At 49.8% G+C, this 26,757-nt stretch carries 20 protein-coding genes; 10 read left to right on the top strand and 10 right to left on the bottom strand.

Annotated elements, in window-relative coordinates:
* Positions 1–15: 15 nt before the first annotated feature.
* A complete protein-coding gene (locus M979_RS17700; protein ID WP_064555911.1) occupies positions 16–900 on the bottom strand; it encodes an acyltransferase in 885 nt (294 codons plus the stop codon).
* Positions 901–1,346: 446 nt separating this feature from the next.
* Between M979_RS17700 and polA the strand changes: the two genes are divergently transcribed.
* Together polA and spfP are read left to right on the top strand one after the other, a co-directional pair.
* Complete coding sequence (polA, locus tag M979_RS17705; RefSeq protein ID WP_064555913.1) at positions 1,347–4,139, top strand: DNA polymerase I; 2,793 nt, start codon at positions 1,347–1,349, stop codon at positions 4,137–4,139.
* Between the two features lie 153 nt (positions 4,140–4,292).
* Positions 4,293–4,340 carry a small protein SpfP gene (spfP, locus tag M979_RS24135; protein ID WP_071892919.1) on the top strand — a complete coding sequence of 16 codons (48 nt, stop codon included), beginning with the start codon at positions 4,293–4,295 and terminating at the stop codon, positions 4,338–4,340.
* A gap of 96 nt (positions 4,341–4,436) precedes the next feature.
* Here spfP and yihA read toward each other — a convergent pair whose 3' ends face one another.
* Positions 4,437–5,093, bottom strand: a complete 657-nt coding sequence (yihA, locus tag M979_RS17710) for a ribosome biogenesis GTP-binding protein YihA/YsxC (protein ID WP_034461502.1) — start codon at positions 5,091–5,093, stop codon at positions 4,437–4,439.
* A 586-nt stretch (positions 5,094–5,679) separates the two neighbouring features.
* On the opposite strand from yihA, the gene yihI reads away from it, so the two are divergent.
* A complete protein-coding gene (yihI, locus tag M979_RS17715; RefSeq protein ID WP_034461492.1) occupies positions 5,680–6,201 on the top strand; it encodes a Der GTPase-activating protein YihI in 522 nt (173 codons plus the stop codon).
* A gap of 149 nt (positions 6,202–6,350) precedes the next feature.
* Positions 6,351–7,724, top strand: a complete 1,374-nt coding sequence (hemN, locus tag M979_RS17720; RefSeq protein ID WP_064555915.1) for an oxygen-independent coproporphyrinogen III oxidase — start codon at positions 6,351–6,353, stop codon at positions 7,722–7,724.
* A gap of 122 nt (positions 7,725–7,846) precedes the next feature.
* Here the strand turns inward: hemN and glnG are convergent, their stop codons facing one another.
* The 3 genes from glnG to glnA form a co-directional block, all read right to left on the bottom strand.
* Positions 7,847–9,256: a nitrogen regulation protein NR(I) gene (gene glnG / locus M979_RS17725; RefSeq protein WP_034461490.1), complete on the bottom strand. Its 1,410-nt coding sequence runs from the start codon at positions 9,254–9,256 to the stop codon at positions 7,847–7,849.
* An 8-nt stretch (positions 9,257–9,264) separates the two neighbouring features.
* Positions 9,265–10,314, bottom strand: coding sequence for a nitrogen regulation protein NR(II) (gene glnL, locus M979_RS17730; protein WP_034461489.1), 1,050 nt, complete (start codon positions 10,312–10,314; stop codon positions 9,265–9,267).
* Between the two features lie 266 nt (positions 10,315–10,580).
* Positions 10,581–11,990: a glutamate--ammonia ligase gene (glnA, locus tag M979_RS17735; protein WP_034461488.1), complete on the bottom strand. Its 1,410-nt coding sequence runs from the start codon at positions 11,988–11,990 to the stop codon at positions 10,581–10,583.
* Between the two features lie 343 nt (positions 11,991–12,333).
* Here glnA and typA point away from each other — a divergent pair, with 343 nt between their 5' ends.
* The 5 genes from typA to fabY all read left to right on the top strand — a co-directional run bounded on the left by typA (position 12,334) and on the right by fabY (position 17,199).
* Positions 12,334–14,160: a ribosome-dependent GTPase TypA gene (gene typA / locus M979_RS17740; RefSeq protein WP_034461487.1), complete on the top strand. Its 1,827-nt coding sequence runs from the start codon at positions 12,334–12,336 to the stop codon at positions 14,158–14,160.
* Positions 14,161–14,313: 153 nt separating this feature from the next.
* A complete protein-coding gene (gene yihX / locus M979_RS17745; protein ID WP_064555917.1) occupies positions 14,314–14,910 on the top strand; it encodes a glucose-1-phosphatase in 597 nt (198 codons plus the stop codon).
* Positions 14,907–15,779: a virulence factor BrkB family protein gene (locus M979_RS17750; RefSeq protein WP_064555919.1), complete on the top strand. Its 873-nt coding sequence runs from the start codon at positions 14,907–14,909 to the stop codon at positions 15,777–15,779. Before yihX ends, M979_RS17750 begins: the two co-directional genes overlap by 4 nt.
* Entirely contained in the window at positions 15,776–16,213 is a 438-nt protein-coding gene (gene dtd, locus M979_RS17755; protein WP_034461484.1) for a D-aminoacyl-tRNA deacylase, read from the top strand. The genes M979_RS17750 and dtd overlap by 4 nt, the downstream gene beginning before the upstream one ends.
* A 44-nt stretch (positions 16,214–16,257) precedes the next feature.
* Entirely contained in the window at positions 16,258–17,199 is a 942-nt protein-coding gene (gene fabY / locus M979_RS17760) for a fatty acid biosynthesis protein FabY (RefSeq protein ID WP_034461483.1), read from the top strand.
* A 22-nt stretch (positions 17,200–17,221) separates the two neighbouring features.
* Here the strand turns inward: fabY and M979_RS17765 are convergent, their stop codons facing one another.
* Both M979_RS17765 and M979_RS17770 read right to left on the bottom strand, forming a co-directional pair.
* Positions 17,222–18,904: an AsmA family protein gene (locus tag M979_RS17765; RefSeq protein ID WP_064555920.1), complete on the bottom strand. Its 1,683-nt coding sequence runs from the start codon at positions 18,902–18,904 to the stop codon at positions 17,222–17,224.
* Between the two features lie 125 nt (positions 18,905–19,029).
* Positions 19,030–20,421, bottom strand: a complete 1,392-nt coding sequence (locus tag M979_RS17770) for a nucleobase:cation symporter-2 family protein (RefSeq protein ID WP_034461481.1) — start codon at positions 20,419–20,421, stop codon at positions 19,030–19,032.
* A gap of 230 nt (positions 20,422–20,651) precedes the next feature.
* Between M979_RS17770 and gltS the strand changes: the two genes are divergently transcribed.
* Positions 20,652–21,854, top strand: a complete 1,203-nt coding sequence (gltS, locus tag M979_RS17775; protein WP_034461480.1) for a sodium/glutamate symporter — start codon at positions 20,652–20,654, stop codon at positions 21,852–21,854.
* Positions 21,855–21,858: 4 nt separating this feature from the next.
* On the opposite strand, the gene recG is transcribed toward gltS, so the two are convergent.
* From recG to spoT, 3 genes are read right to left on the bottom strand one after another with little or no spacing between them, the layout of a single operon-like run.
* On the bottom strand, positions 21,859–23,940 hold the full coding sequence (gene recG / locus M979_RS17780; RefSeq protein ID WP_034461479.1) for an ATP-dependent DNA helicase RecG: 2,082 nt from the start codon (positions 23,938–23,940) through the stop codon (positions 21,859–21,861).
* Between the two features lie 4 nt (positions 23,941–23,944).
* Entirely contained in the window at positions 23,945–24,634 is a 690-nt protein-coding gene (gene trmH / locus M979_RS17785) for a tRNA (guanosine(18)-2'-O)-methyltransferase TrmH (protein ID WP_064555921.1), read from the bottom strand.
* Positions 24,635–24,638: 4 nt separating this feature from the next.
* Complete coding sequence (spoT, locus tag M979_RS17790) at positions 24,639–26,750, bottom strand: bifunctional GTP diphosphokinase/guanosine-3',5'-bis pyrophosphate 3'-pyrophosphohydrolase (protein ID WP_034461477.1); 2,112 nt, start codon at positions 26,748–26,750, stop codon at positions 24,639–24,641.
* Positions 26,751–26,757 lie beyond the last annotated feature (7 nt).

Raw genomic sequence — 26,757 nt, forward strand, 5'->3', positions numbered from 1 at the left:
TTATATCAGGACTAGTCATTTGATACTCGTAAGTAAAGCGTCTTTCTCATGCCACACCGCATTCAACCATTGTTGAAAGCGCCGTTTAAACCCTTTGTCATTCACATAGTCTCCATGCAGATCCTCTGCAATCGGCACAAGCGAAACTCTCACTACGATCCGGGTCATTTTGCCGGTTAACATATCGTAGAACGGGCTTTGCGAATTTTCAGGGTAGCAGAGCGTCACATTGAGCAGCTTATCGAACTGTTTCCCCAATACGTTGAGCGCCATTGCGATACCAGCAGCTTTAGGTGGAAGTAGGTTTTGAAAGGCTGATCGGGTCTGTAAACGTTTCTCTTTAGTAAACCTTGAGCCTTCGACAAAGTTCACAATCGTTGTTGGATGAGAACGGAATTTTTCGCAAGAACGGCGGGTTGTTTCAACATCTTTACCACGCTGTTCCGGGTGGCGTAGTAGATAGCCGCGCGAATAACGCTTCATAAAAGGCATATCCAAAGCCCAGCAAGCCAGACCCATAAACGGCACCCATGCGAGTTGCTGCTTTAAAAAGTACTTATTCATCGGGATATGTTTACGAAACAGCACGCACAAAATGACGATATCTGCCCAGCTCCGGTGATTGCAAATCAGTAAGTACCAGTTTTTTTTACTGAGATCGTCCAGCCCTTCCACATCCCATTTCAAATGCGGATTCAGCTTGAGTAGGAAAGCCAAACCCTCACACCAGCAGTACATCATAAAATCAGCAAATACCGAGATTGAGCGCCAGATGGCGGGAACAGGTAGTAGCAACTTAATGATGCCAGCGACAATAATCGGAACTGAGCAGCCTATAGTGACCAGAATGGTAAGAGCGACACTCAGAATCAACGTTATCGCGGCGAATAATCTCGACATAAGTAAATTTTTCAGGTGGTTAGAGAGAGTCAGATGCTGGGGGAAGAATAATAGATGGTGAATTTTATCAGAAAATTATCTCGAATGAGGTAACTAATAAGTGGATTAATAAACGCGGTACTATCGGTTTTCAATATTATCGATCTATAACATAATTAATTTTTATATCCACATTTATCGATCACGCAATAAATACCACCTGAGAGAACGATTGAAATTTAATTGATTGAAAATTAACATTATTTACTGTTGTTTGGATTTGCTCTGAGCTACGAAATCAATTGCTTAAAGAATTATGCACAAACTTATCCACAATATTGATCTTGAGGGCGATCTCGAAGATCAACAAAACTTTTCACCTTATCTTCCTCAAAAGTTCATGTTTTCAGCCAGGCTATGGCATCCTTTAGCCATAAACTAAAAAACCAGTCACGGAACGGAACATTATGGTTCAGATCGCGCAAAACCCACTTATCCTCGTTGATGGCTCATCTTATCTCTATCGTGCCTATCACGCCTTTCCACCGCTGACCAATAGCAAAGGTGAACCGACCGGGGCAATGTACGGTGTGCTGAATATGCTGCGCAGTCTGTTGTTGCAGTATCAACCGACCCACGCGGCAGTGGTTTTTGATGCTAAAGGCAAAACCTTCCGTGATGAGCTGTTCGAGCATTACAAATCTCACCGTCCGCCAATGCCAGACGATCTTCGTGCGCAAATAGAACCCCTGCACGCCATGGTGAAAGCCATGGGCCTGCCGCTGCTTGCTGTTTCAGGCGTGGAAGCCGACGATGTTATCGGTACGCTGGCGCTGGAAGCCGAACGCGTTGGTCGCCCTGTGCTTATCAGTACCGGCGACAAAGATATGGCGCAACTGGTTACGCCGGGCGTTACGCTAATCAACACCATGACCAACACCATTCTTGGTCCGGATGAAGTCCGTACCAAATATGGCGTTCCCCCAGAACTGATCATTGATTTCCTGGCATTGATGGGCGATTCCTCAGATAACATCCCTGGTGTGCCGGGTGTTGGTGAGAAAACTGCTCAGGCACTGCTGCAAGGTTTAGGTGGCCTGGATACGCTATATGCCAACCCAGAAAAAATCGCAGAATTGACATTCCGTGGCGCGAAAACCATGGCAGCGAAGCTTGAGCAAAGCAAAGATCTTGCTTACCTCTCCTATCAATTGGCCACCATCAAAACAGATGTAGAACTTGAGTTGGGCTGTGAACAGTTAGAAGTGCAGCAACCGGCAGATGAAGAGCTTCTCGACTTGTTCAAACGATATGAATTTAAACGTTGGATTACTGACGTTGAAGCAGGCAAGTGGATGCAAGTTAAGGGGGCAAAACCTGCAACACAATCCACGAAACCGATAGAGATTGAAGCTGAAGTTGAACCGGAAGAGCCTGCAAACGCGCTTTCTTATGAAAACTACGTCACCATTCTCGAAGAAAGCGTGCTCGAAGAGTGGATTGCCCGCCTGAAAAAAGCGCCAGTTATTGCCTTTGATACCGAAACCGACAGCTTGGACAACGTCAGTGCGAATTTGGTCGGCCTTTCATTTGCCACTGAGCCGGGCGTTGCTTGCTATATCCCTGTCGCACATGACTATTTAGATGCTCCAGTACAAATTCCACGTGAGCGAGCGCTTGAGCTGTTGAAACCATTGCTTGAGGACGAAAGCGTTCTTAAAGTCGGGCAGAACCTCAAGTATGACCGTGGCATCATGCAAAACTATGATATCGAACTGCGTGGCATTGCCTTCGATACCATGCTCGAGTCTTACATTCTTGATAGCGTCGCGGGACGCCATGATATGGATAGCTTGTCTTCTCGCTGGTTGAAGCACACAACCATCACTTTTGAAGAGATTGCTGGCAAGGGTAAAAAGCAGCTGACCTTTAACCAAATAGATCTGGAACAGGCTGGGCGTTATGCCGCAGAAGATGCGGATGTTACTTTGCAGCTGCACCTGAAGATGTGGCCGCAACTCGAAAAGCGCGAAGGGCCACTTAGCGTCTTTAAAAATATTGAGATGCCATTGGTGCCAGTGCTGTCCCGTATTGAACGCAATGGCGTGAAAATCGATCCAGCCGTGCTGCATACACATTCTGAGCAGCTCACCAAACGCCTTGCGGAGCTGGAAATCACCGCTCATGAAATCGCGGGCGAAGCCTTTAACCTCTCTTCTCCAAAGCAGCTGCAAACTATTCTGTTTGAAAAGCAAGGTATTAAGCCGCTGAAGAAAACGCCTGGTGGTGCACCGTCGACTTCTGAAGAAGTGCTGGAAGAGCTCGCTCTGGATTACCCGCTACCTAAAGTTATTCTTGAGCATCGTGGCCTGGCAAAACTGAAATCGACTTACACCGATAAACTGCCACTGATGATTAACCCGAAAACCGGGCGCGTACATACCTCTTATCATCAGGCTGTAGCAGCGACCGGTCGTCTTTCTTCTACAGAGCCGAATCTGCAAAACATTCCGGTGCGTAATGAAGAAGGTCGCCGTATTCGTCAGGCCTTTATTGCGCCAAAAGATTATCTGATTGTTTCTGCCGACTACTCGCAAATCGAACTGCGCATCATGGCGCATTTATCCCGCGATAAAGGGCTGCTAACTGCATTTTCGGAAGGTAAAGATATTCACCGCGCGACAGCCGCAGAAGTATTTGGACTGCCGTTGGATAGCGTTTCAGGCGAACAGCGCCGCAGCGCTAAGGCGATTAACTTTGGCCTGATTTATGGTATGAGCGCGTTTGGTCTGTCACGCCAGCTCAATATCCCGCGTAAAGAGTCACAGAAGTATATGGATCTCTATTTCGAACGTTACCCGGGAGTGCTCGAGTATATGGAACGCACCCGTATGCAGGCGAAAGATAAAGGCTATGTCGAAACGCTGGATGGCCGCCGCTTGTATTTACCGGATATCAATTCCAGTAATGCTGCTCGTCGTGCTGGTGCTGAACGTGCGGCAATCAATGCTCCAATGCAGGGTACGGCGGCAGACATTATCAAACGCGCAATGATTGCCGTTGATGCCTGGCTGGAAACAGAAAAGCCGCGTGTAAAAATGATCATGCAGGTACACGATGAACTGGTGTTTGAAGTTCATCAGGACGATCTGGAAGTGGTTTCGAAGAAAATCCACGAACTGATGGAAGGCAGTATGAAGCTAGATGTGCCATTGCTGGTGGAAGTTGGAAGTGGCGCAAATTGGGATGAGGCTCACTAAATAAGGCGATTTATGTAACTAAGCAACATAACTCATAGCTTTTTGTGATGACGCTTCAATATCGGAGTGTAAAGGGTGAAAAAAAACTACAAAAAATGCTTTTTCAACCGAATAAAAAGGAGTAGAGTTATTTGCGTAGGGTACAGAGGTAAGATGTTCTATCTTTCAGACCTTTTACTTCACGTAATCGGATTTGGCTGAATATTTTAGCCGCCCCAGTCAGTAATGACTGGGGCGTTTTTTATTGCGCGCAAGTCAGGAAAATAAGGAAAAGCACGGGCGAACCCATGCATCTTTTTATTCGCCGGATGTTTCGTCGTCTTCTTCTACATCATCTTCTTCGGTTGCTGGTGGAATATCGTTATACCAACCATCAAGCTTATGACGCAGTACATCGACACCGATCTTTTTCAGTGACGAAAACGCTTCTACCTGAATATCGCCGCCAAAATCTACCACCGCTTCGCGAACCATCTTTAGCTGTGCTTTACGAGCACCAGATGCCAGCTTGTCAGCCTTGGTTAACAGCAGCATTACTGGAATGTTGCTCGCAACAGCCCAGTTAATCATTTGCTGATCAAGGTCTTTCAGTGGATGACGGATATCCATCAGGACAACTAATCCCTTCAGGCTATTACGTTTTTGCAGATACTCGCCAAGCGCGCGCTGCCATTTCAGTTTTACTTCTTCCGGTACTTCGGCGTAGCCATAACCCGGCAAATCCACCACACGTTTACCTTCAGCAACTTCAAACAGGTTGATGAGCTGAGTACGGCCAGGTGTTTTACTGGTACGAGCCAGTGCTTTCTGGTTGGTCAGCGTATTTAATGCGCTGGATTTCCCTGCGTTGGAGCGGCCTGCGAAAGCAACCTCAATACCGGTATCAGAAGGTAAATGGCGAATGTCCGGTGCGCTAAGCACGAAGTGGGTCAGTTGATAATTCCAGTTTGTCAAAACGGTTGTCTCCCTCAGGATGAGCATTGTGGGGGATTATACCTGAACATGGGGAAAACGCCGTGTTTCTCGGTAAGGCTTACAGGATTACAGAAATCCGCCCGAGGTTTGTAAGACATTGACCATTCGTATTGACAGATAACGCAGTGTTGTAGGATGCAGACATAATTAAAAGTTTTTACATAACATATAGTTATGGTTGTATCGTTTGATTGCATCACTGACTTAACTCAAATACTAATCTTGTGGAATCAAGCGCTAAGAGTAAAGTAAGCGGCACAGGCAAAGGATAGCCACAAAGGATAGCAACTCAGGATGAGGGTTCAGGATCGCCAGGATGGCGAAGAACCAGGAAAATGCCAGGAGGCAACGTCAGGAGACGTTTAAAAGGGACAAGGAATTACACGGAAGTTGTTTGCAAGGGAAAGACAGGGCGTCGAGTGCAAACAGGGATTGTGTGACCTATGAAGGGTCCAAAGACAAGAAAAAGGCGACAGGTTAACCTGCCGCCTTTTTTCTTTGCTTGCTTTCTGCTAGATTCCGCCGCAATTCTATACTGAATAAAAATGGCTCAAGATAATTTATTATGAAGCAACAAAACTCAGCAGCACCTGGCTCTAAACCTTCAAAAACTCGTCGCAAAACACGTGAAGAGATCGATCGCGAAGCTCGTGACCGTAAACGCGATAAAAAACACAGTGGGCATGCAGCGGGTAGCCGCGCAACAGGCGGCACCCAGGCAAAAAGTGGAAGTGGCAGTACTCAGGCTAAAGATCCGCGTATTGGCAGTAAAAAACCAATCGCCCTGGGCGTAACTGAAGTCCAGGTCAAAAAACCTAAACAGCACAAACCTAAAGTCGAGAAACCTATGCTAACACCACAGGCTGAACTGGATTTGCTGGAGAACGATGAGCGCCTGGATGCGCTGCTGGAACGTCTTGAAGAAGGTGAAACACTCAACGCAGAAGAGCAGGCTTGGGTTAACGCTAAACTTGACCGCATTGATGCGCTGATGGCAGAACTCGGCATCGCCTATGAAGATGACGAAGATGAAGAAGAAAAAGAGAAAGGCGATGATTTGATGCGTCTACTCAAAGGTACTGACTAACGGTCTACCTCAATGGGATTACCTGTTCTTATCGTGGTTATTCCGCTGGTGTGTTATCTGCTGTGGTTATTCGTTAAACTACGGCGGTTGTCGCGATTGCAAAAATCGTTGCGCCGTCAACGAATGCGGCATCACCGGAGGAAGTGAGAATGTCTGAGCAGTTAATCGATTGGGATCTGGCCCTGATCCAGAAATATAATTATTCAGGGCCGCGTTATACCTCTTATCCAACCGCGCTGGAGTTCTCTGAAGGCTTCGGTGAGGCGGCATTTCTTGAAGCGGTTGCTCGTTATCCTGAGCGCCCGCTATCGTTGTATATCCATATCCCTTTCTGCCACAAGCTTTGCTACTTCTGTGGCTGCAATAAAATCGTCACTCGCCAGACGCATAAGGCCGATCAATACCTTGATGCGCTGGAACAAGAGATAGCCCACCGTGCGCCGCTCTTTAAAGGCCGTCACGTCAGTCAGTTGCATTGGGGCGGTGGTACTCCAACTTATCTTAGTAAAGCGCAGATAAGCCGTCTGATGGGGCTTCTACGGGGTCATTTCCATTTCGATAAAGATGCCGAGCTTTCCATTGAAATCGATCCGCGTGAAATTGAGCTCGATGTGCTCGACCATTTGCGTCAGGAAGGGTTTACTCGCCTGAGCATGGGCGTGCAGGACTTCAACAAAGAAGTGCAGCGCCTGGTTAACCGTGAACAAGATGAAGAGTTTATCTTCGCGCTGATTCAGCGTGCTCGTGAACTTGGTTTCACCTCGACGAATATCGACCTCATTTACGGCCTGCCAAAACAGACCCCGGAAAGCTTTGCCTTTACGCTCAAGCGTGTTGCAGAACTGAGCCCGCACCGTTTAAGTGTCTTTAACTACGCGCACTTACCGACACTGTTTGCGGCGCAGCGCAAAATTAAAGACGAAGACTTACCGAGCGCTCAGCAAAAACTCGATATTTTGCAAGAAACCATTAGCTCGCTGACCGATGCCGGATACCAATTTATTGGCATGGACCATTTCGCACGGCCAGATGACGAACTGGCGATTGCACAGCGTGAAGGTAAGTTGCACCGTAATTTCCAGGGCTACACCACTCAGGGCGATACAGACTTACTGGGGATGGGGGTTTCTGCCATAAGCATGATTGGCGACTGTTATGCGCAGAACCAGAAAGAGCTTAAAACCTATTATCAACAGGTAGATAGCCAGGGCGAAGCGTTGTGGCGTGGCCTGGCGCTAACCCGTGATGACTGCATTCGCCGTGATGTTATTAAGGCGCTGATTTGTAACTTCCAACTCAACTTTGCGGAAATCGAGCAGCTTTGGGATCTGAATTTTGCCGAGTACTTCGCAGAAGATCTGAAATTGTTGGCGCCACTGGCGAAAGATGGGCTGGTGGATATCAATCAAAAACACATTCAGGTTACAGCAAAAGGTCGTTTACTAATTCGTAATATCTGCATGTGTTTTGATAGTTACTTGCGCCAGAAAGCACGACTGCAACAATTCTCCCGCGTTATCTGATTGGTGTCGGATGGCGCAGGCTTATCCGACCTACAGATGATTTTTTTAACGTTATAGGGTGGTAATCCAGCGTCGTTCACCAGTAAATACCGGATGGCGCTGGATTATCACTCCTGGCTTTTCTATTCCATTCCCAACTCTTTGAGCTTACGCGTCAGGGTATTTCGCCCCCAGCCAAGTAAACGAGCCGCTTCCTGCTTGTGGCCTTGCGTATGACGCAACGCCGTTGTTAGCAGTGTGCGCTCCATTTCTGGCTGAGCTTCAGAGAGTAGATTCTGATGACCGGAACGTAATGCGCGGTCTGCCCATTGCGCCAGTAATGTCGCCCAACTGTCGGATTGAGAATGCGCCGGGCTATCGGGAATGGTTGTCTCGAATAACTCGGCAGGCAAATCCTGAATCAATACTTCCTGGCCGGCAGCCATGACGGTTAACCAGCGACAGGTGTTTTCCAGTTGGCGCACGTTTCCGGGCCAGGCCAGACGCGTTAAGGCGTTTTCTGTTTCAGGATGAAGCAACTTTGCTTCCACACCCAATTCTTTGGCCGCATCTTGCAAGAAGTGGCGAGCCAGGCGCGGAATATCTTCACGGCGTTCGCGTAGTGGTGGCAGATGAACACGAATCACGTTCAGGCGATGGAATAAATCCTCACGGAATTTCCCTTCCTGCACGCGTAACTCAAGGTTCTGGTGTGTCGCGGCAATAATTCGCACATCAACTTTCACCGGCGCATAGCCCCCAACGCGGTAAAACTGCCCATCAGCTAACACGCGCAGCAAACGAGTTTGCACATCCAGCGGCATATCACCTATTTCATCGAGGAACAGCGTGCCGCCGTCGGCCTGCTCAAAACGGCCCTGGCGAATTTGATTAGCGCCGGTAAACGCGCCTTTCTCATGGCCGAACAGTTCAGACTCAATCAAATCCTTTGGGATTGCGGCCATGTTCAGCGCAATAAAAGGGGATTTCACGCGCGGGCTATGGCGGTGTAGAGCGTGGGCTACCAACTCTTTACCGGTACCAGACTCACCGTTAATCAACACACTTATTGATGAACGGGAGAGGCGGCCAATAATGCGAAACACATCCTGCATCGCTGGCGCTTCGCCGATAATATCGGTGGTTGGCCCGTTAACCTGCACATTACGCGGCTGCTGCTGTTCCTGATAGTGACTGATAGCGCGCTCAACGAGTGCAACTGCCTCATCAATATCAAAAGGTTTTGGCAGGTAATCAAATGCGCCCTGTTGGTAGGCACTTACGGCAGCTTCTAGATCTGAGTGAGCCGTCATTATGATGACCGGTAACATCGGGTGGCGCTGTTTAATCTGCTTAAGCAGCGCCAGGCCATCCATGCCGGGCATGCGGATATCAGATAACAATACGTCCGGGGTCTTGGTTGCAAGAGCGTTCAGAACTTCATTGCCGCTCTCAAATGTGGTGCAGCTTAAACCCGCCCCTGTCAGTGCGCGTTCCAGCACCCAACGGATGGAGCTATCGTCATCAACGATCCAAACTATCCCTCGTTGCATAAAGACCTCTACTTACGAATAGGCAGGTAAACCGAAAACTCGGTATGACCTGGCCAACTGTTAAATTCGATTTTTCCCGAATGCTGATCGATCAAGTTGCGTGCAATAGAAAGACCTAAACCTGTCCCTCCCTCACGTCCGCTCACCATTGGGTAGAATAGTGTGTCCTGCAGATGGGCCGGAATACCCGGACCGTTGTCTTCAATATCAATACGTGCAGCCAGGCGATAGCGAGTGCCGTGCAGAGTAAGCTGAAAAGCGGTTCGCGTACGTAACACTATCTCGCCCCCCTCACTGCCCAGCGCCTGAAGCGCGTTCCGCACAATATTCAGTAAAATCTGTTCAATTTGATCCGGGTCGTGCGCCAGTTCCGGCAAGCTTGGGTCGTAATCTCTTATCAGAGTGACATTCGCTGGCAACTCCATTGACACCAGTTTCATCACCCGCTCGGTGACTTTATGAATACTTTCTGTGACGTGCATGCCTGGTTGTTGCGGGCCTAAAAGCCTGTCGACCAGATTACGTAAGCGGTCGGCTTGCTCAATAATCACCTTGGTGTATTCAGTGAGCGATGGGTCCGGTAAGGCTTTAGCCAGAAGCTGTGCTGCACCGCGTAACCCGCCGAGAGGGTTTTTAATCTCGTGAGCAAGCCCACGGACTAAATCACGAGCGGCAATCTGCTGCGCTTGCTGTAACTGCTCCTGACTTAAACGACGTTGGTTATCCATCGGCGCCATTTCCATCAGGATGAAACCTTCTGGTAAACGTTGTGCAGTCAGGGAAAGAATATGGGAGCGGCTATCAATAACCAGTGTGACTTCGTTATCGGTAAAACCCTGGCCTGCGGTCAGGCTTTCCTGCATCAAGCCAACATTTAGCGAAAAGTAACTCAACAGTTCTGGTAGCGGTGTGCCGTACAGCTTGCGCGAACTTTGTGCTAAAAGTTGCTGTGCCGCTGGGTTGGCGTAATGAACCGCCAGCTCGTCATCGACCAGTAAAATACTGTTGATTAAAGAATTCAGGATCTGCCCAGCATCGGGCAGTGTGCCGGTTGCCATACAGCAGTCTCCGATAATTTGCACTGTGATGGTGCATTATAGTTTCCTGGCGGCAAAAAACGTTGCTGCAACAGGTTATTTGTGGATAAAAAAGCCCATCAAAGGATGGGCCAAAAGTTTCCACGGCAACTAAATCTCCGCGCCTTTCACGTTGCTGCTGCGTTAGCTTCGCTCATTCACCCGAATCACTTACTTGAGTAAGTGATTCGGGATTCATTCTCTTGCCGGCTTGCTGCAACGCGAAATTCGCTGAGTTTTTATAGCGATTAAACGCTGTAGTACAGCTCAAACTCAACTGGGTGCGGAGTCATACGCACACGGTCGTTTTCTTCCATACGCAGTGCGATGTAAGCATCGATAGCTTCATCAGTGAACACGCCACCCGCAGTCAGGAACTCGCGGTCTTCGTTCAGGCAGCTCAGTGCTTCTTCCAGAGAGCCAGCAACTTGTGGGATCTCTTTCGCTTCTTCCGGCGGCAAGTCGTACAGGTTTTTGTCCATTGCTTCGCCCGGATGGATTTTGTTCTTGATACCATCTAGACCAGCCATCAGCAGTGCTGCGAAGCACAGGTACGGGTTAGCCGCTGGGTCCGGGAAACGCACTTCGATACGACGTGCTTTCGGAGACGCAACTACTGGGATACGGATTGAAGCAGAACGGTTAGCTGCAGAGTAAGCCAGCATTACTGGAGCTTCGTAACCCGGGACCAGACGCTTGTAGGAGTTGGTGGTTGGGTTAGCAAGGGCGTTGATAGCTTTAGCGTGTTTGATAACGCCGCCGATGTAATACAGCGCTTGCTCAGACAGGCCCGCATATTTGTCACCAGCGAACAGGTTTACACCGTTCTTAGCCAGGGACATATGGCAGTGCATACCAGAACCGTTATCGCCAAACATTGGTTTAGGCATAAAGGTCGCTGTTTTGCCGTAAGCATGGGCAACGTTGTGAACGACATATTTGTAGATCTGAATTTCATCTGCTTTTTTAGTCATGGTGTTGAAGCGGGTAGCCACTTCGTTCTGACCAGCAGTTGCAACTTCATGGTGGTGAGCTTCAACAACCAGGCCCATTTGCTCCATAGTCAGACACATTGCAGAACGCAGGTCCTGAGAGGAGTCAACCGGAGGAACTGGGAAGTAACCACCTTTAACTGCAGGACGGTGGCCTTTGTTGCCGCCTTCGTATTTGGTGCCGGTGTTCCATGCGCCTTCGATATCATCGATAGCAACGTGAGAACCGGAAATAGAGCTACCGAAACGAACGTCGTCGAACAGGAAGAACTCTGGCTCTGGCCCGAACAGAACGGTATCGGCGATACCAGTAGAACGCAGGTAGTCTTCAGCACGCTTGGAAATGGAGCGCGGGTCGCGGTCATAACCCTGCATGGTGCCTGGCTCAAGAATGTCGCAACGAATGATCAGCGTAGAATCAGCGAAGAACGGGTCAATGACAGCAGTAGAAGCATCTGGCATCAGAACCATGTCTGACTCGTTGATGCCTTTCCAGCCACCAATTGAAGAGCCATCAAACATTTTGCCTTCTTCGAAGAAGTCAGCAGTAACCTGATGAGCAGGGATAGTGACGTGCTGTTCTTTACCTTTGGTGTCAGTGAAGCGCAGATCAACAAACTTCACTTCGTGTTCATTCAGCATCGTCAAAACGTGTTCAGCGGACATACTTAACTCTCCCGGATTTGGTCATTGAATTGGCTTGTTGCCCTGAAATGATTAAAGCGAAATCTGTGCCAACTTTTAAATTACCCCAAAAAGGCGCTATCATGCGCACTATAGTGCAAAAGGGCTGCACCACGATGGATAGTTTGCACCAATGTAGTGCTTCAGTCTGAGATTTGAGCACCATATTGGTGCAATTTTCGTTGTGGCTCCCTTTTTTGCTCCGTGAAAGCGATCACAAACCATTACTTTTTACATTGTTTGTAAAAGTTCTTTGTGATCCTGTTATGTCCTTCGATTAATACGTGTACAATAACGCGCTATTTCTAATGCCTGAGGCAAAGTTGTGATCGAAAATCTGCGTAATATCGCCATCATCGCGCACGTTGACCATGGTAAAACTACCCTGGTTGATAAGCTGCTGCAGCAATCTGGTACTTTCAGTAACGAGCGTGCTGAAGCCACTGAACGCGTGATGGACTCCAACGATTTGGAGAAAGAGCGTGGGATTACCATCCTCGCTAAAAACACCGCTATCAAATGGAATGACTACCGTATCAACATCGTTGATACCCCTGGGCACGCCGACTTCGGTGGTGAAGTTGAACGTGTAATGTCCATGGTAGACTCCGTTCTGCTGGTCGTTGACGCAATGGATGGCCCAATGCCGCAGACGCGCTTCGTAACCAAAAAGGCATTTGCCCATGGTTTGAAGCCGATTGTTGTTATCAACAAAGTTGACCGTCCTGGCGCGCGTCCTGACTGGGTTGTTGATCAGGTCTTCGACCTGTTCGTAAACCTCGACGCAACCGACGAGCAGCTCGATTTCCCAATCATCTATGCATCAGCATTGATGGGTATCGCAGGTAACGATCACAGCGATATGGCGGAAGACATGACCCCGCTGTACCAGGCGATCGTTGACCACGTTAAAGCACCAGACGTTGACTCTGATGGTCCGTTCCAGATGCAAATCTCCCAGCTTGATTACAACAACTATGTTGGCGTTATCGGCATCGGTCGCATCAAACGCGGTAAAGTGAAGCCTAACCAGCAAATCACTATCATCGACAGCGAAGGTAAAACTCGTAACGGTAAAGTCGGTAAAGTACTGACTCACCTCGGTCTGGAGCGTATTGAATCCACCGAAGCTGAAGCCGGCGACATCATCGCGATTACCGGTCTGGGCGAGCTGAACATCTCCGACACCCTTTGCGATACGCAAAATGTTGAAGCGCTGCCAGCACTGTCTGTTGATGAACCAACTGTTACCATGTTCTTCAACGTCAACACCTCTCCGTTCTGTGGCAAAGAAGGTAAATACGTTACCTCTCGTCAGATCCTTGACCGCCTGAACAAAGAGCTGGTGCACAACGTGGCACTGCGTGTTGAAGAAACCGAAGATGCGGATGCATTCCGTGTATCCGGTCGTGGCGAACTGCACCTGTCCGTGCTTATCGAAAACATGCGTCGTGAAGGCTTCGAACTGGCTGTGTCCCGTCCGAAAGTAATCAACCGTATGATCGATGGTCGTATGCAAGAGCCGTTCGAGAACGTGACTCTGGATATCGAAGAGCAGCACCAGGGTTCTGTAATGCAGGCGATGGGTGAGCGTAAGGGCGATGTCAAAGACATGATCCCTGACGGCAAAGGCCGTATCCGTCTGGATTACCTGATCCCAGCACGTGGCCTGATCGGCTTCCGTACTGAGTTCATGACCATGACTTCTGGTACTGGTCTGCTGTACTCCACATTCAGCCATTACGACGACGTGAAACCAGGCGAAATCGGCCAGCGTCAGAACGGCGTGCTGATCTCTAACGGCCAGGGTAAAGCGGTTGCGTTTGCTCTGTTCGGTCTGCAGGACCGCGGTAAGTTGTTCCTGGGTCACGGTGCAGAAGTTTACGAAGGCCAGATCATCGGTATTCACAGTCGTTCTAACGACCTGACTGTAAACTGCCTGACCGGTAAGAAACTGACCAACATGCGTGCGTCCGGTACTGACGAAGCAACGACTCTGGTTCCTGCATTGAAGATGTCTCTGGAGCAAGCTCTGGAATTCATCGATGATGACGAACTGGTAGAAGTGACTCCAACTTCCGTACGTATTCGTAAGCGTCACCTGACTGAAAACGACCGCAAACGTGCGGGCCGTGGTAGCAAAGAAGCGTAAGTTTCTTTCCTGCAAAGCATTGAAGCCCTGCCTGTTTAGGCGGGGCTTTTTTTTGCTTAATAACTCGCAGAACCCGGATCAGTTTTTTATCAGCGATAGTCAAAGCTACCCTTTACCGCTACAGTTATTTGTCCATGCGCAAAGGAGAGGCTTATGCTGTATATCTTTGATTTAGGCAACGTCATCGTTGATATCGACTTCAATCGAGTAATGGGGGTTTGGAGCGATTACAGCCGTGTCCCACTAGCGAATTTGCAGAAAAGCTTTGTAATGGGCGAGGCGTTTCAACGCCACGAGCGGGGACAAATTAGCGACGAAGAATTTGCTGCTGCGGTATGCGAAGAAATGGGAATGGCGTTGAGCTTTGATCAGTTTTCCGCCGGCTGGCAGGCTATCTTTGTTGCCTTACGCCCAGAAGTGATTGCCATCATGAACAAGCTGCGTGAGCAGGGACATCGTGTCGTTGTGCTCTCTAACACCAACCGTTTACACACTTATTTCTGGCCGGGTGAATATCCTGAAATTGCCCTGGCGGCAGATAAAATCTATCTGTCCCAGGAAATGGGGATGCGCAAGCCCGACGCTGAGATCTATCAAAAACTCCTCGAAACAGAAGGTTTTTCAGCGAGTGAGGCGGTCTTTTTTGACGACAACGCCGATAATATTAAGGGAGCCCAACAGTTGGGTATCACCAGCATTTTGGTGACTGGAAAAGATACGATACCTGGATATTTCGCCAAAAACCTATGATAAAAGACGTTCACCGCAAAACGAGCAAGCACCTCAGGCCATGTATCGCCTGGGGTAAATTGCTCTGGCATCGGATTGACCAGGATAATATGACCACGCTTGCAGGTAACCTTGCTTACGTGTCATTGCTCTCACTGGTGCCTTTGGTTGCGGTAGTGTTTGCGCTATTTGCAGCGTTTCCGATGTTTGCCGACGTTAGTATTCAACTGCGGCATTTTGTTTTCTCAAATTTTCTGCCCGCGACGGGCGATATCATCCAGCGCTATATCGAACAGTTTGTTGCTAACTCCAACAAGATGACTGCTGTAGGGGCCTGTGGCCTTATCGTTACCGCACTGCTGCTGATGTATGCCGTGGATAACGCACTAAATACTATCTGGCGCAGCACGCGAACCAGGCCAAAAATTTACTCATTTGCTGTCTACTGGATGATTTTGACGCTAGGGCCGCTGCTGGCTGGTGCTAGCCTGGCGATAAGTTCGTATCTACTTTCACTGCGCTGGGTAACGGGCTTAAACAGCACGATTGATATTGTATTGCGTATCTTTCCATTGCTGCTTTCCTGGCTGTCATTCTGGATGTTGTACAGCATCGTTCCAACCACCCGAGTTCCGGTGCGAGATGCTCTGATTGGCTCGCTGGTAGCCGCTCTTTTGTTTGAGCTTGGGAAGAAAGGTTTTGCCCTCTACATCACTATGTTTCCTTCTTACCAATTGATTTACGGCGTGTTAGCTGTGATCCCCATTTTATTTGTCTGGGTTTATTGGACCTGGTGTATCGTGTTGCTCGGCGCCGAAATTACTGTCACTCTCGGGGATTACCGCAAACTCCGTGTCGAAGCACAGCAGGAAGAATTGGAAGAACCATGATTGCATTAATACAGCGTGTCACCCACGCTTGCGTCACCGTGGACGGTGTCGTTACGGGTGAAATTGGCCCGGGACTTTTAGTGTTATTGGGTGTCGAAAAAGAAGATAACGAACAGAAAGCGAATCGCCTTTGCGAACGGGTTTTGGGTTACCGCATTTTTGGCGATGAAAACGACAAAATGAATCTGAACGTTCAACAAGCTGGTGGCAGCGTGCTGGTGGTGTCGCAGTTTACCCTCGCCGCTGATACCGAACGCGGTATGCGCCCGAGCTTTTCTTGTGGCGCGGCACCTCAGCTTGCTGAAGAGTTATATGAATACTTTGTTCAACGTTGTCGACAGCAGGGCATTGTTGCCGAAACAGGGCGCTTTGCTGCCGACATGAAAGTCAGCCTGACCAATGATGGCCCGGTGACGTTTTGGTTACAGGTCTGAATTCGCAGCCTTTACGGTCCCGCGTAACAAGAGAGAGTACATGTATGTATCACCTTCGCGTACCGCAAACCGAAGAAGAGCTTGAGCTCTATTACCAGTTTCGCTGGGAGATGCTACGTAAGCCGTTGCATCAACCCAAAGGCTCCGAACGCGATGCCTGGGATGCCTTAGCTCATCACCAAATGGTGGTGGATGAAGAGGGTAACCCGGTTGCAATTGGCCGTTTGTACATCAATGCTGATAACGAAGCAGCGATCCGCTTTATGGCCGTTCATCCATCAGTGCAGGATAAAGGCTTGGGTACGCTGGTGGCGATGACGCTGGAATCTGTTGCGCGCCAGGAAGGGGTTAAACGTGTGGTATGTAGCGCACGTGAAGATGCCGTCGAGTTTTTTGCCAAACTCGGTTTTGAGAACCAGGGTGAAATCACCACCCCTTCCACTACCCCTATTCGTCACTTTTTAATGATTAAACCGGTCGCCTCGCTGGATGATATTCTTCATCGCGCCGACTGGTGCGGGCAGTTACAACAGGCGTGGTACGAACACATTCCGCTTAGCGAGAAGATGGGCGTGCGCATCCTGCAATATACCGGGCAGAAATTCATCACGACGATGCCTGAGGCGGGCAATCAAAATCCTCACCAGACGTTATTCGCAGGCAGCCTGTTTTCACTGGCAACGCTCACCGGCTGGGGGCTGATTTGGTTGATGCTGCGTGAGCGTCACCTGGGCGGCACGATTATTCTTGCCGATGCGCATATTCGATATAGCAGCCCTATCACCGGAAGACCGGGAGCGATTGCTGACTTAGGCTCTTTGAGCGGTGATCTGGACCGTCTGGCGCGTGGCCGTAAAGCTCGTGTTGCACTGCAAGTTGAGCTCTACGGTGATGATAAGCAAGGTGCTGTTTTTGAAGGTGTGTATCTGGTGTTGCCAGCTAAACCTTTTGGGCCGCTTGAAGAAGGCGGCAATGAAGAAGAATAGTTGAAGAGTAACAGCCCGGCGCTTATGCGCCGGGTACTTCCCCATTCTGCATGGTTTGCTGTACTTGTTTTCCATCGGCGCTTGTCGCCTGTAATGTTCCATTCACCGTGGGTTTCAGTGGTGTTTGAGCTGCAAGGTTACCGCTTACTGAAAGCTGCAAATTGCCGTTGCCTTCCAGCGGCAAGGGAGGCCATCCCCATTGTTGCAACACGTTGACTGGTATCGAGCGCCCGCGAAGATTCATTGCTGCATTGCGTTGCGGAGCTTGTGAGATAGCGCCAGTTGCTTCCAGCATCCCTTCACCCGCAAAAGCACTCAGTTCGGTAATAGATATCTGGCTGTCGGTAGCATTCAGTGAAATGGATGGGCGGCGAACATCCACACGGTTAAACGTGGCGGCCGCGGCGTTCAGCGTGGCGTTACCACTCCATATTCCCCACTGGCTATTGCGCACCACTTCGAGATTGTTCGCCGTGCCATCTAAGGCGGTGAGCTGGAACGGGAAGGCGGGATCAATATCGATGATCAAATTACGGTTTGCCGAAAGCTTTTTAATCGTGACTGAATTCAGCCATTCCGGTAAAGGCTCTATCCAACGGGTTTTCCAGTCAGCAGGCAGTGTGTATTCAAGTCCGGCAAAAACCAACTCATCGAGTGCCAGTTTTTTTTCATTGCGCAGCCATATGCCAGAGGTGCGAACCATGCCTCTTTCCCAGCGGGAAGTGAACTGACGTATCACTGCGGTTTGCGGGTTAAAATCGATATTTACGATCGGGTCATTTAGCTGCAACGCACCAATAATAAAATCACTGGCATTCATCGATAAACGCCCGTCATCGCTTTGCCAGCCACCTTTTGCCAGCGTCAGGTTGCGCAAACTTAGATCTAAATCGGTTATCGCCCAATCTTTGCCTTCCATACGCGCATCTGTCACCTCGAGGCTATCGATTTTCAATGAAGGGACAGAGCCAAGAGGGGCCAGGAAATCGGTAATGGATTTATTAGTTTGTAGGCGGATATCGTTGAGCCGTAAGCTGCCAATCTGCCATGAGCCATCGGCAAGACGGTTTGCATTACCGGTGAGCGAGCCACGTGCAATGTCTGCACCGATAGTTGAGAGCGTCACCTGTTCGTTATTAATCGCACCTTGCAACAAGACGTTGGTAGCCGGTACTCCGTTAAGTGTCATGGAACCGGCGCTAAATTGAATATCAGCAGTATTACCCAGCACCTTACCTTGCTGTGGCTGCCAGGGTTTTACGCCTCCGTTGACGCGTTGAGCGTGCAGGTCCCACCCAGTATTGGGGCTATTGATTGCCATATCGCTCAATTGCAGCATATCGGACTGGAAGGGTAGCGGGGCAGCATTGGGGCTGATATTTAGCGTTCCGTTTTGCAGCACAATCGCATCGACGTGCAAAGGCTGCGAAAACTGACGTGAGCTCAGACCAATATCGATATTTTGCGCCACCAGTGTTGCTGGCTGGCCTTTGCGGCCGAAAGTGACGTTTTTCAGCGAGACATGAGTGGGCGATGCCCACTGGTGGTCGATCACTTCAAAAGAGAAATTGTAATCACTCTTTTCGTTGACCCAACTACTGATCTGGGATGCTCCCCAACGAGTTTGAAGTAATAAATAAGCGGCTATGAGTGCCACTATTATGACAACCAATAAAGCTATGATCAGCTTTCCTAGAAATTTCATTGTCTTCCATCCCATGAAGTTTCGGTAAGGGTGTTATGCCCCATTTACCGTTATAGCTCAAGGATGGGATTGTCAGGAGGGGTAACACGCGCTGGCGCGAACAAATCACCAGCGCGTGAAGTACATCAATTTTTCTCAGGCGGGAAAATCAGGTTTAACACGATGGCGGTGATACCACCGGCAGCAATGCCAGATGAGAGCAAGGTTTTAAGCCAGTCAGGAGCGAACTGGAGAATCAGCGGCTGTTGAGAAACACCCATACCGACCGCCAGTGACAGCGCAATAATCATAATCGCACGGCGATTCAGCGGCTCGCGGGAGACAATACGCACACCGGATGCAGCGATTGTGCCGAACATCACAATAGTTGCGCCACCTAAAACTGGCTCAGGAATGTGTTGTACAAACCCACTGACTGCCGGGAACAGACCCAATACAATCAGCATCAGTGCGACGACAAATCCAACATAACGGCTGGCAACACCCGTAAGCTGAATAACGCCATTGTTCTGGCCAAAGCAAGAGTTAGGGAAGGTGTTGAATACGGCTGAAACACAAGAGTTCAGGCCATTAGCCAACACGCCACCTTTCAGGCGCTTCATATAGAGTGGTCCGGAAACTGGCTGCTCGGACACGTCGGAAGTTGCTGTGATATCACCGATTGTCTCCAGTGAGGTCACCATAAACACCAGCATCAGTGGGATAAGCAGATTCCAGTCGATACCCAACCCGTAGTAAAGCGGCGTTGGCACCATAATTAAATCTGTATTGGTTGATGGTGCAACATCTGGCAGCATGCCCATCGCCCAGGCAAGTGCATAACCCACTGCCATTGCGATAACCAGAGAAGCTACACGCAAGTAGGCGTTACGTTGGCGGTTTAGCAAAATGATGACTAACAGCACCGCACCGGCCAGTAGCAGATTTTTTGGTGCACCAAATGTATGGTCACTCATTGCACCATAGCCACCACCAATAGATGTCAGGCCAACCTGAATTAAGGAAAGACCAATAATCATCACAACTACGCCGGAAACCAGCGGCGTGATAATGCGGCGAGCAAGGTGCAGGAAGCGCGATATCAGCATCTCGGTGCAACTTGCGAGCATTAACGTGCCAAAAAGTGCAGCCATCATTGTCGGAACATCAGCCCCACCATTCTTCAATGCCATACCACCCATAATCAGCGGTGCCACAAAGTTAAAACTGGTGCCTTGAATAGACAGAAGCCCAGAGCCTACCGGGCCCCAGGCTTTAATCTGGATAATTGATGCCACACCTGATGCAAACAGGGACATACTGATAATGTGTTGGGTATCTTCAGCTGGAAGTCCCAGAGCCTGGCAAATCAACATCGCAGGCGTGATTACCGCAACAAACATTGCTAATAAATGCTGACCAGCAGCGAACAGCGTTTGTGGGAGAGGTGGGCGGTCCTCGAGGCGGTAAATCAATTCACTGGAACGAGCGTGGGCAATCGGTTGCGCATCTTCAGACTCAACAGCATTAACAGACATTAGAAATTATCCCCTGCCGAAAAAACGGTGATTTTAGCGGACTGAAGGCTAAAAGCAAACGTTTGCCAAGGATGTTTCCTAAGATAAAAAGTGTATATGCCGAGCTTTTTATATAACTTTCGACTGTTTTTTGGTTAAAATCCAGCTGCTGACTTTTCTAGAACCTGAAATTCCAGTGAAGGATAAATTAAAAGCGTCTGTGAGAAATATGCGCAAACAGGAGCACTTCTATGTTTTATCTCGACACCCTTTCTACCCTTGTTGCTGCGACTCTCGTGTTGTTACTGGGCCGAAAAATGGTCCACACCATACCGCTATTAAAAAAATACACTATCCCTGAACCGGTAGCGGGTGGGCTATTAATCGCCCTTGCCTTGCTGGTACTCAAAAAGAGCGTCGGCTGGGAATTTGAATTTGATATGAGCCTCAAAGACCCTTTGATGCTCGCCTTCTTTGCCACCATCGGCCTTAACGCCAACCTTTCCAGCCTGCGTGCGGGCGGCAAAGTTGTCGGTATTTTCCTGATTGTGGTTGTTGGTTTGCTGGTCATGCAAAACGCCATTGGTATTGGTATGGCGAGTCTGTTAGGCCTTGATCCATTAATGGGTTTACTGGCGGGGTCTATAACGTTATCTGGTGGGCATGGTACAGGGGCCGCCTGGAGTAAATTGTTTACCGAGCGTTATGGTTTCCAGAATGCCACTGAAGTGGCGATGGCTTGCGCAACATTTGGCCTGGTGCTGGGTGGTTTAATTGGCGGGCCGGTGGCGCGTTATCTGGTCAAACACTCGTCTACACCGAACGGCACACCTGAAGATAGCATTGACCCAACCGCTTTCGAAAAACCTGCGGTAGGGCGCATGATTACCTCTATGGTAATGATTGAAACCATCGCGATGATTGCCATCTGCCTGACAGCAGGTAAATTTGTGGCGCATTTTATTCAGGGCACTAGCTTTGAATTACCGACTTTCGTTTGTGTGCTTTTTGTCGGGGTTATTCTTAGTAATTCGCTCTCGTTGCTGGGCTTTTATCGCGTCTTTGAGCGTGCGGTTTCGGTGTTGGGCAACGTGAGCTTATCGTTGTTCCTGGCCATGGCACTGATGAGCCTGAAACTGTGGGAATTGGCATCTCTGGCGTTGCCTATGCTTGCGATTCTGACGGTGCAAACCATCTTTATGGCACTGTATGCGATCTTTGTAACTTATCGCTTGATGGGGAAAAACTATGATGCGGCAGTGCTTGCTGCGGGGCATTGTGGTTTTGGGCTGGGTGCTACGCCTACGGCAATCGCTAATATGCAGGCAATCACCGAGCGTTTTGGCCCATCGCACATGGCGTTCCTGGTTGTTCCAATGGTCGGTGCGTTCTTTATTGATATCGTTAACGCGCTGGTGATCAAAATGTATCTGATGCTGCCAATCTTCGGCTAAGTCATCAGGCGTTTGAATAACGTTCCGTTTCAGGCATCCAGCGTTCAATGAGCGCGGTTGCCTGTTCCGGATAGCGTTCATGGATATGGCGTGCAAGGCGCTGTACTTCCGGGATCATCGCCTGGTCGCGTAGCAAATCAGCCACTTTAAACTCGGCATTGCCCGTCTGGCGTGTGCCGAGTAATTCCCCCGGACCACGAATTTCTAAATCTTTCTGAGCAATCACGAAGCCATCATTGCTATCGCGCAGTACCTGTAAACGCAGCTGTGCGGTTTTCGACAGTGGCGACTTGTAAAGCAACACACAGTGAGATGCAACCGCACCACGACCCACACGCCCACGTAGCTGGTGGAGCTGCGCAAGCCCCAGACGCTCAGGGTTTTCGATAATCATCAGGCTGGCATTCGGTACATCAACACCAACCTCTATGACAGTTGTCGCAACCAGCAGATGAATTGAGCCTTCTTTGAAAGCCTGCATCACCGCCTGCTTCTCCTGCGGCTTCATACGGCCATGAACCAGGCCGACGTTCAGATTCGGCAGGGCGATTTTTAGCTCATCCCACGTGACTTCCGCGGCCTGGGCTTCGAGTAGCTCTGATTCTTCAATTAACGTACAAACCCAGTACGCCTGGCGTCCTTCATCACTGCAAGCTCCGCGCACCCGATCGATAATATCGTTGCGGCGTGAGTCTGGAATCGCGACGGTTGTTACCGGTGTACGGCCCGGTGGGAGTTCATCGATCGTAGATGTGTCTAAATCGGCATAAGCCGTCATCGCCAGCGTGCGCGGAATAGGTGTAGCAGTCATGATTAGCTGATGTGGGTGAAAGCCCTGAATCTGGCCCTTTTCCCACAATGCCAGGCGTTGATGAACACCAAAGCGGTGTTGCTCATCAATGATAACCAGTGCAAGTTGTGAAAACTGCACCTGTTCCTGGAAGATCGCGTGCGTTCCCACCACCATTGATACCTGACCGCTGGCGATCGCATCCTGTTGAGCAATTCGCGCTTTGCCTTTTTGCTTACCTGCAAGCCAGCCAACCTCAATACCCAATGGTGCAAACCATTGGCGGAAGTTATTAGCGTGCTGTTCTGCGAGTAATTCCGTTGGGGCCATCAGACCCACCTGCTTGCCGTGTGCGATTGCCCGTAATGCTGCAAGTGCCGCAACCAGCGTTTTACCCGAGCCCACATCACCTTGCACAAGGCGCATCATCGGCACATCCAGCGCCATATCGTGTTCGATTTCCGCCACGACACGCTCTTGTGCACCGGTCGGCTTAAACGGAAGGGCAGCCAACAGGCGGTTTTTTAATTCGTCATGATTATGCAAAGGCAGCGCGTGATAACGCTGCGCACCTGCGCGTAGCGCAAGCATGCTCAGATTATGTGCCAACAACTCTTCAAGAATTAAGCGCTGTTGAGCAGGGTGTTTTCCCGTCTCCAGATCGGCTAACTGCATGGTTGGTGGCGGGCGATGTAGTGTGCGCAATGCTTCTGGCAGGCTCATCATTCCCTTGCTCAAATCAGCCGGGAGCAATTCAGAAATGGCGCAGGTATCGAGCAATTCAAGGGCCTGATCGGTCAGCTTGCGCAATGTAGCCTGGCGGATACCTTCCGTTGTGGGGTAAACCGGCGTCAGCGTTTCTTGTAGTTCTGGTGTGCTGAGATCGCCCTGAATACGGTATTCCGGGTGAATCATTTCCGCGCCGTGCGTCCCGCGTTTTGCTTCGCCATAGGCAAGCACGCGTTTGCCGGTTGCGAGACTGTTTTTCATTGCCGCGTTGAAGTTGAAAAACCGCATCGTCAGGATGCCTGTACCATCAGTAATCTGGCAGGTCATCATACGGCGGCGGCCAAAACTGATATTACAGTTCAGCACTTCGCCTTCTACCGTGGCGTATACGCCGGGTATCAGGTCGTTAATAGGGTAGAGATGGGTACGGTCTTCATAGCGAAGCGGCAGGTGAAGCAGAAGATCCTGAATGGTATACAGGCCAATTTTAGCCAGTTTGCCGCTCTGGCTGGCACCCACTCCGGCAAGCGTGCTTAACGGTATGGCATCCAGCAAACGGCCTTTCATTCGGCTACTCCGCAGATTGCATGGTGGCCCACCATGCGGCATCAGCTTCTATTTCACCTTGCTGATTCACATGTGGGTAAGGCAAACCTTTACGGCGGGAGACTCGCGCCAGTACAGGGTAGCCGCCTTCAAACAGCAGGCGCTGTTGTTCAGACTCTGGCAGGGTGCTGTTTTCGCGCTGATACATACCGGCATTCTGGCGCTGGCGCTGTGCCTCATAAAGAATGAGTGCGGAAGCCACGGACACATTGAGCGATTGCACCATCCCGATCATCGGAATAATGATGTCCTGGTCTGCCAACGCTAACGCTTCCTGAGTAATCCCTGTTTTTTCCTGCCCCATCAAAATGCAGGTTGGGCGGGTGTAATCAATTTCGCGGAAATCGACGGCTTTATCAGAAAGGTTGGTGGCGAGAATTTGCATTCCGCTGCTTTTTAGATGGGCAACTGCATCGCCAATATCGCGGTGAGTTTTAACTTCAACCCAGGAGTTACTTCCGGCAGCAGAAGAGGCCATGGTGCGCATTCGGTTACCCGGCCAGACTGCGTGAACTTCATGTACACCCACGGCATCTGCGGTGCGAATAATCGCCGAGACGTTATGAGGTTTATGGACTTGCTCCATGCAGACGGTCAGGTCAGGCTGACGCCTGGCGAGCATCTCGCAAATACGCGCATAACGTTGAGGATTCATAACACTAGTTTCGGTTGCGGGTAACTTTGATCACATCCGGCATCACGCGGATTTTGCGCATAATATTAGCCAGATGAACACGATCGCGGGCAGACATACGGATAAACGCGCTATAGACGCGACCATCTTTTTCTTCGGTATTCAGGCTGTGGATATTTGAGCCTGCTGTGTTGATAGCAGCCGTCAGATTTGCCAGTGCACCCTGATGGTTGAACATATCCACTTTGATTTCAGTGAGGAACTCTTGCTCAGTTTCCTTATCCCATTCAACCGCCATAAACTTCTCGGCTTCTTTCTGATAGCCACGAATATTACGGCAAGACTCATGGTGGATAACCAATCCTTTACCAGGGCTGACGTGGGCAACAATCGGATCGCCAGGAATTGGGCGGCAACACTTAGCAAAAGTAATCAGCACGCCGTCTGCACCTTTGATAGGCAGATGGCTATGCGGTAGAGCATTCGCCTGCAAAGACGCCTGGGATTCGCCTTGCAGATTTTTCGCGACAACCACGCTCATGGCGTTACCCAAGCCAATTTCAGCCAGCAAATCATCAAGCGTGGCGAGCTTCATGCGCTCAAGCTCACGCTGAATATTTTCTGGCGGAACTTCGGCAAGCTTGCGGCTACCACCTAACGCATGGTTAAGCAGGCGGCGCCCGAGGCTAACAGAGTCATCACGCTTAAGGTTCTTCAGCATCTGGCGAATTTTGGCGCGGGCTTTTGAGCTCACAACGAAATTCAGCCATGCGGCGTTCGGGCGAGCGCCCGGTGCGGTAATGATTTCGATTGTCTGACCGCTGCTAAGAGACTGAGACAGCGGATAGGGTTGTCTGTCGACACGAGCACCAACGCAGGCATGGCCAATGTCGGTATGTACGGCATAGGCAAAATCGACAGGTGTCGCACCAGCAGGCAATTCGACAATGCGCCCTTCAGGGGTGAAAACGTAAATCTCATCCGGGAACAGATCGGATTTCACGCTCTCGATAAATTCAAATGAGCTACCAGCGCTTTGCTGAAGTTCCAGCAAGCTTTGCATCCAGCGTTGGGCACGGATTTGCGCGGTCGTGCTACTTTCACCTTGCTCTTTATAAGCCCAGTGAGCGGCAACACCCATTTCTGCCATCTGGTCCATATCTTCGGTACGGATTTGCACTTCAACCGGCACACCGTGTGGGCCAATCATTGAAGTATGCAGGGACTGATATCCGTTCGCTTTTGGAATGGCGATATAGTCCTTAACCCGGCCGGGACGTGGCTTGTAGAGGCTATGCATCTGCCCAAGAACGCGGTAACAGGTATCCATGTCGTGAACAATTACGCGGAAGGCGTAAATATCCATAATCGAGTGGAAACGCTGCTCTTTGAGCGTCATTTTGCAGTAAATGGAATAAAGGTGTTTTTCGCGACCACTGACGCGGCAAGGAATGCCTGCTTCTTGCAAACGACCATCGATTTCAGAGAGGATTTTTTGAATCATCTCTTTGCGGTTACCACGCGCCGCTTTAACCACTTCTTTAATGACGCGGTAACGGTTTGGGTAAAGCGCTTCAAAGCCCAGCTCTTCCAGCTCGGTTTTCAGATGATGAATACCAAGACGGTGTGCCAGAGGGCTATAAATTTCGAGGGTTTCGCGAGCAATGCGGCGACGCTTGTCAGGGCGCAAAGCCCCGAGAGTGCGCATGTTATGCGTACGGTCGGCGAGTTTGATCAGAATGACACGGATGTCTTGCACCATCGCCATGATCATTTTGCGGAAGTTTTCAGCCTGAGCTTCTTTCTTATCGCGGAATTTCAGTTTGTCGAGCTTAGATACCCCTTCCACCAGTTCGGCAACGCTTTTGCCAAACAGTTGTTCCATATCCTGGTAGGTGGCAGGGGTGTCTTCGATCACATCATGCAGTAGTGCAGCCATCAGTGTTTCATAGTCGAGTTTCATCTCGGCCAGAATGCAGGCTACAGCTACAGGATGGGTGATATAGGGTTCACCGCTTGAACGTGCTTGTCCCTCGTGAGCATCACGCGCAACAAGGTATGCTTGCCGAAGTCGCTTAATCTGCTCCTCGGGCAAGTATGGTTGAATCAGTTGATTCAGGCTTTCAAACAGATACAAGGGCTAC

The organism is Buttiauxella noackiae ATCC 51607, assembly GCF_001654865.1.
In the GTDB taxonomy this organism is placed as follows: domain Bacteria; phylum Pseudomonadota; class Gammaproteobacteria; order Enterobacterales; family Enterobacteriaceae; genus Buttiauxella; species Buttiauxella noackiae.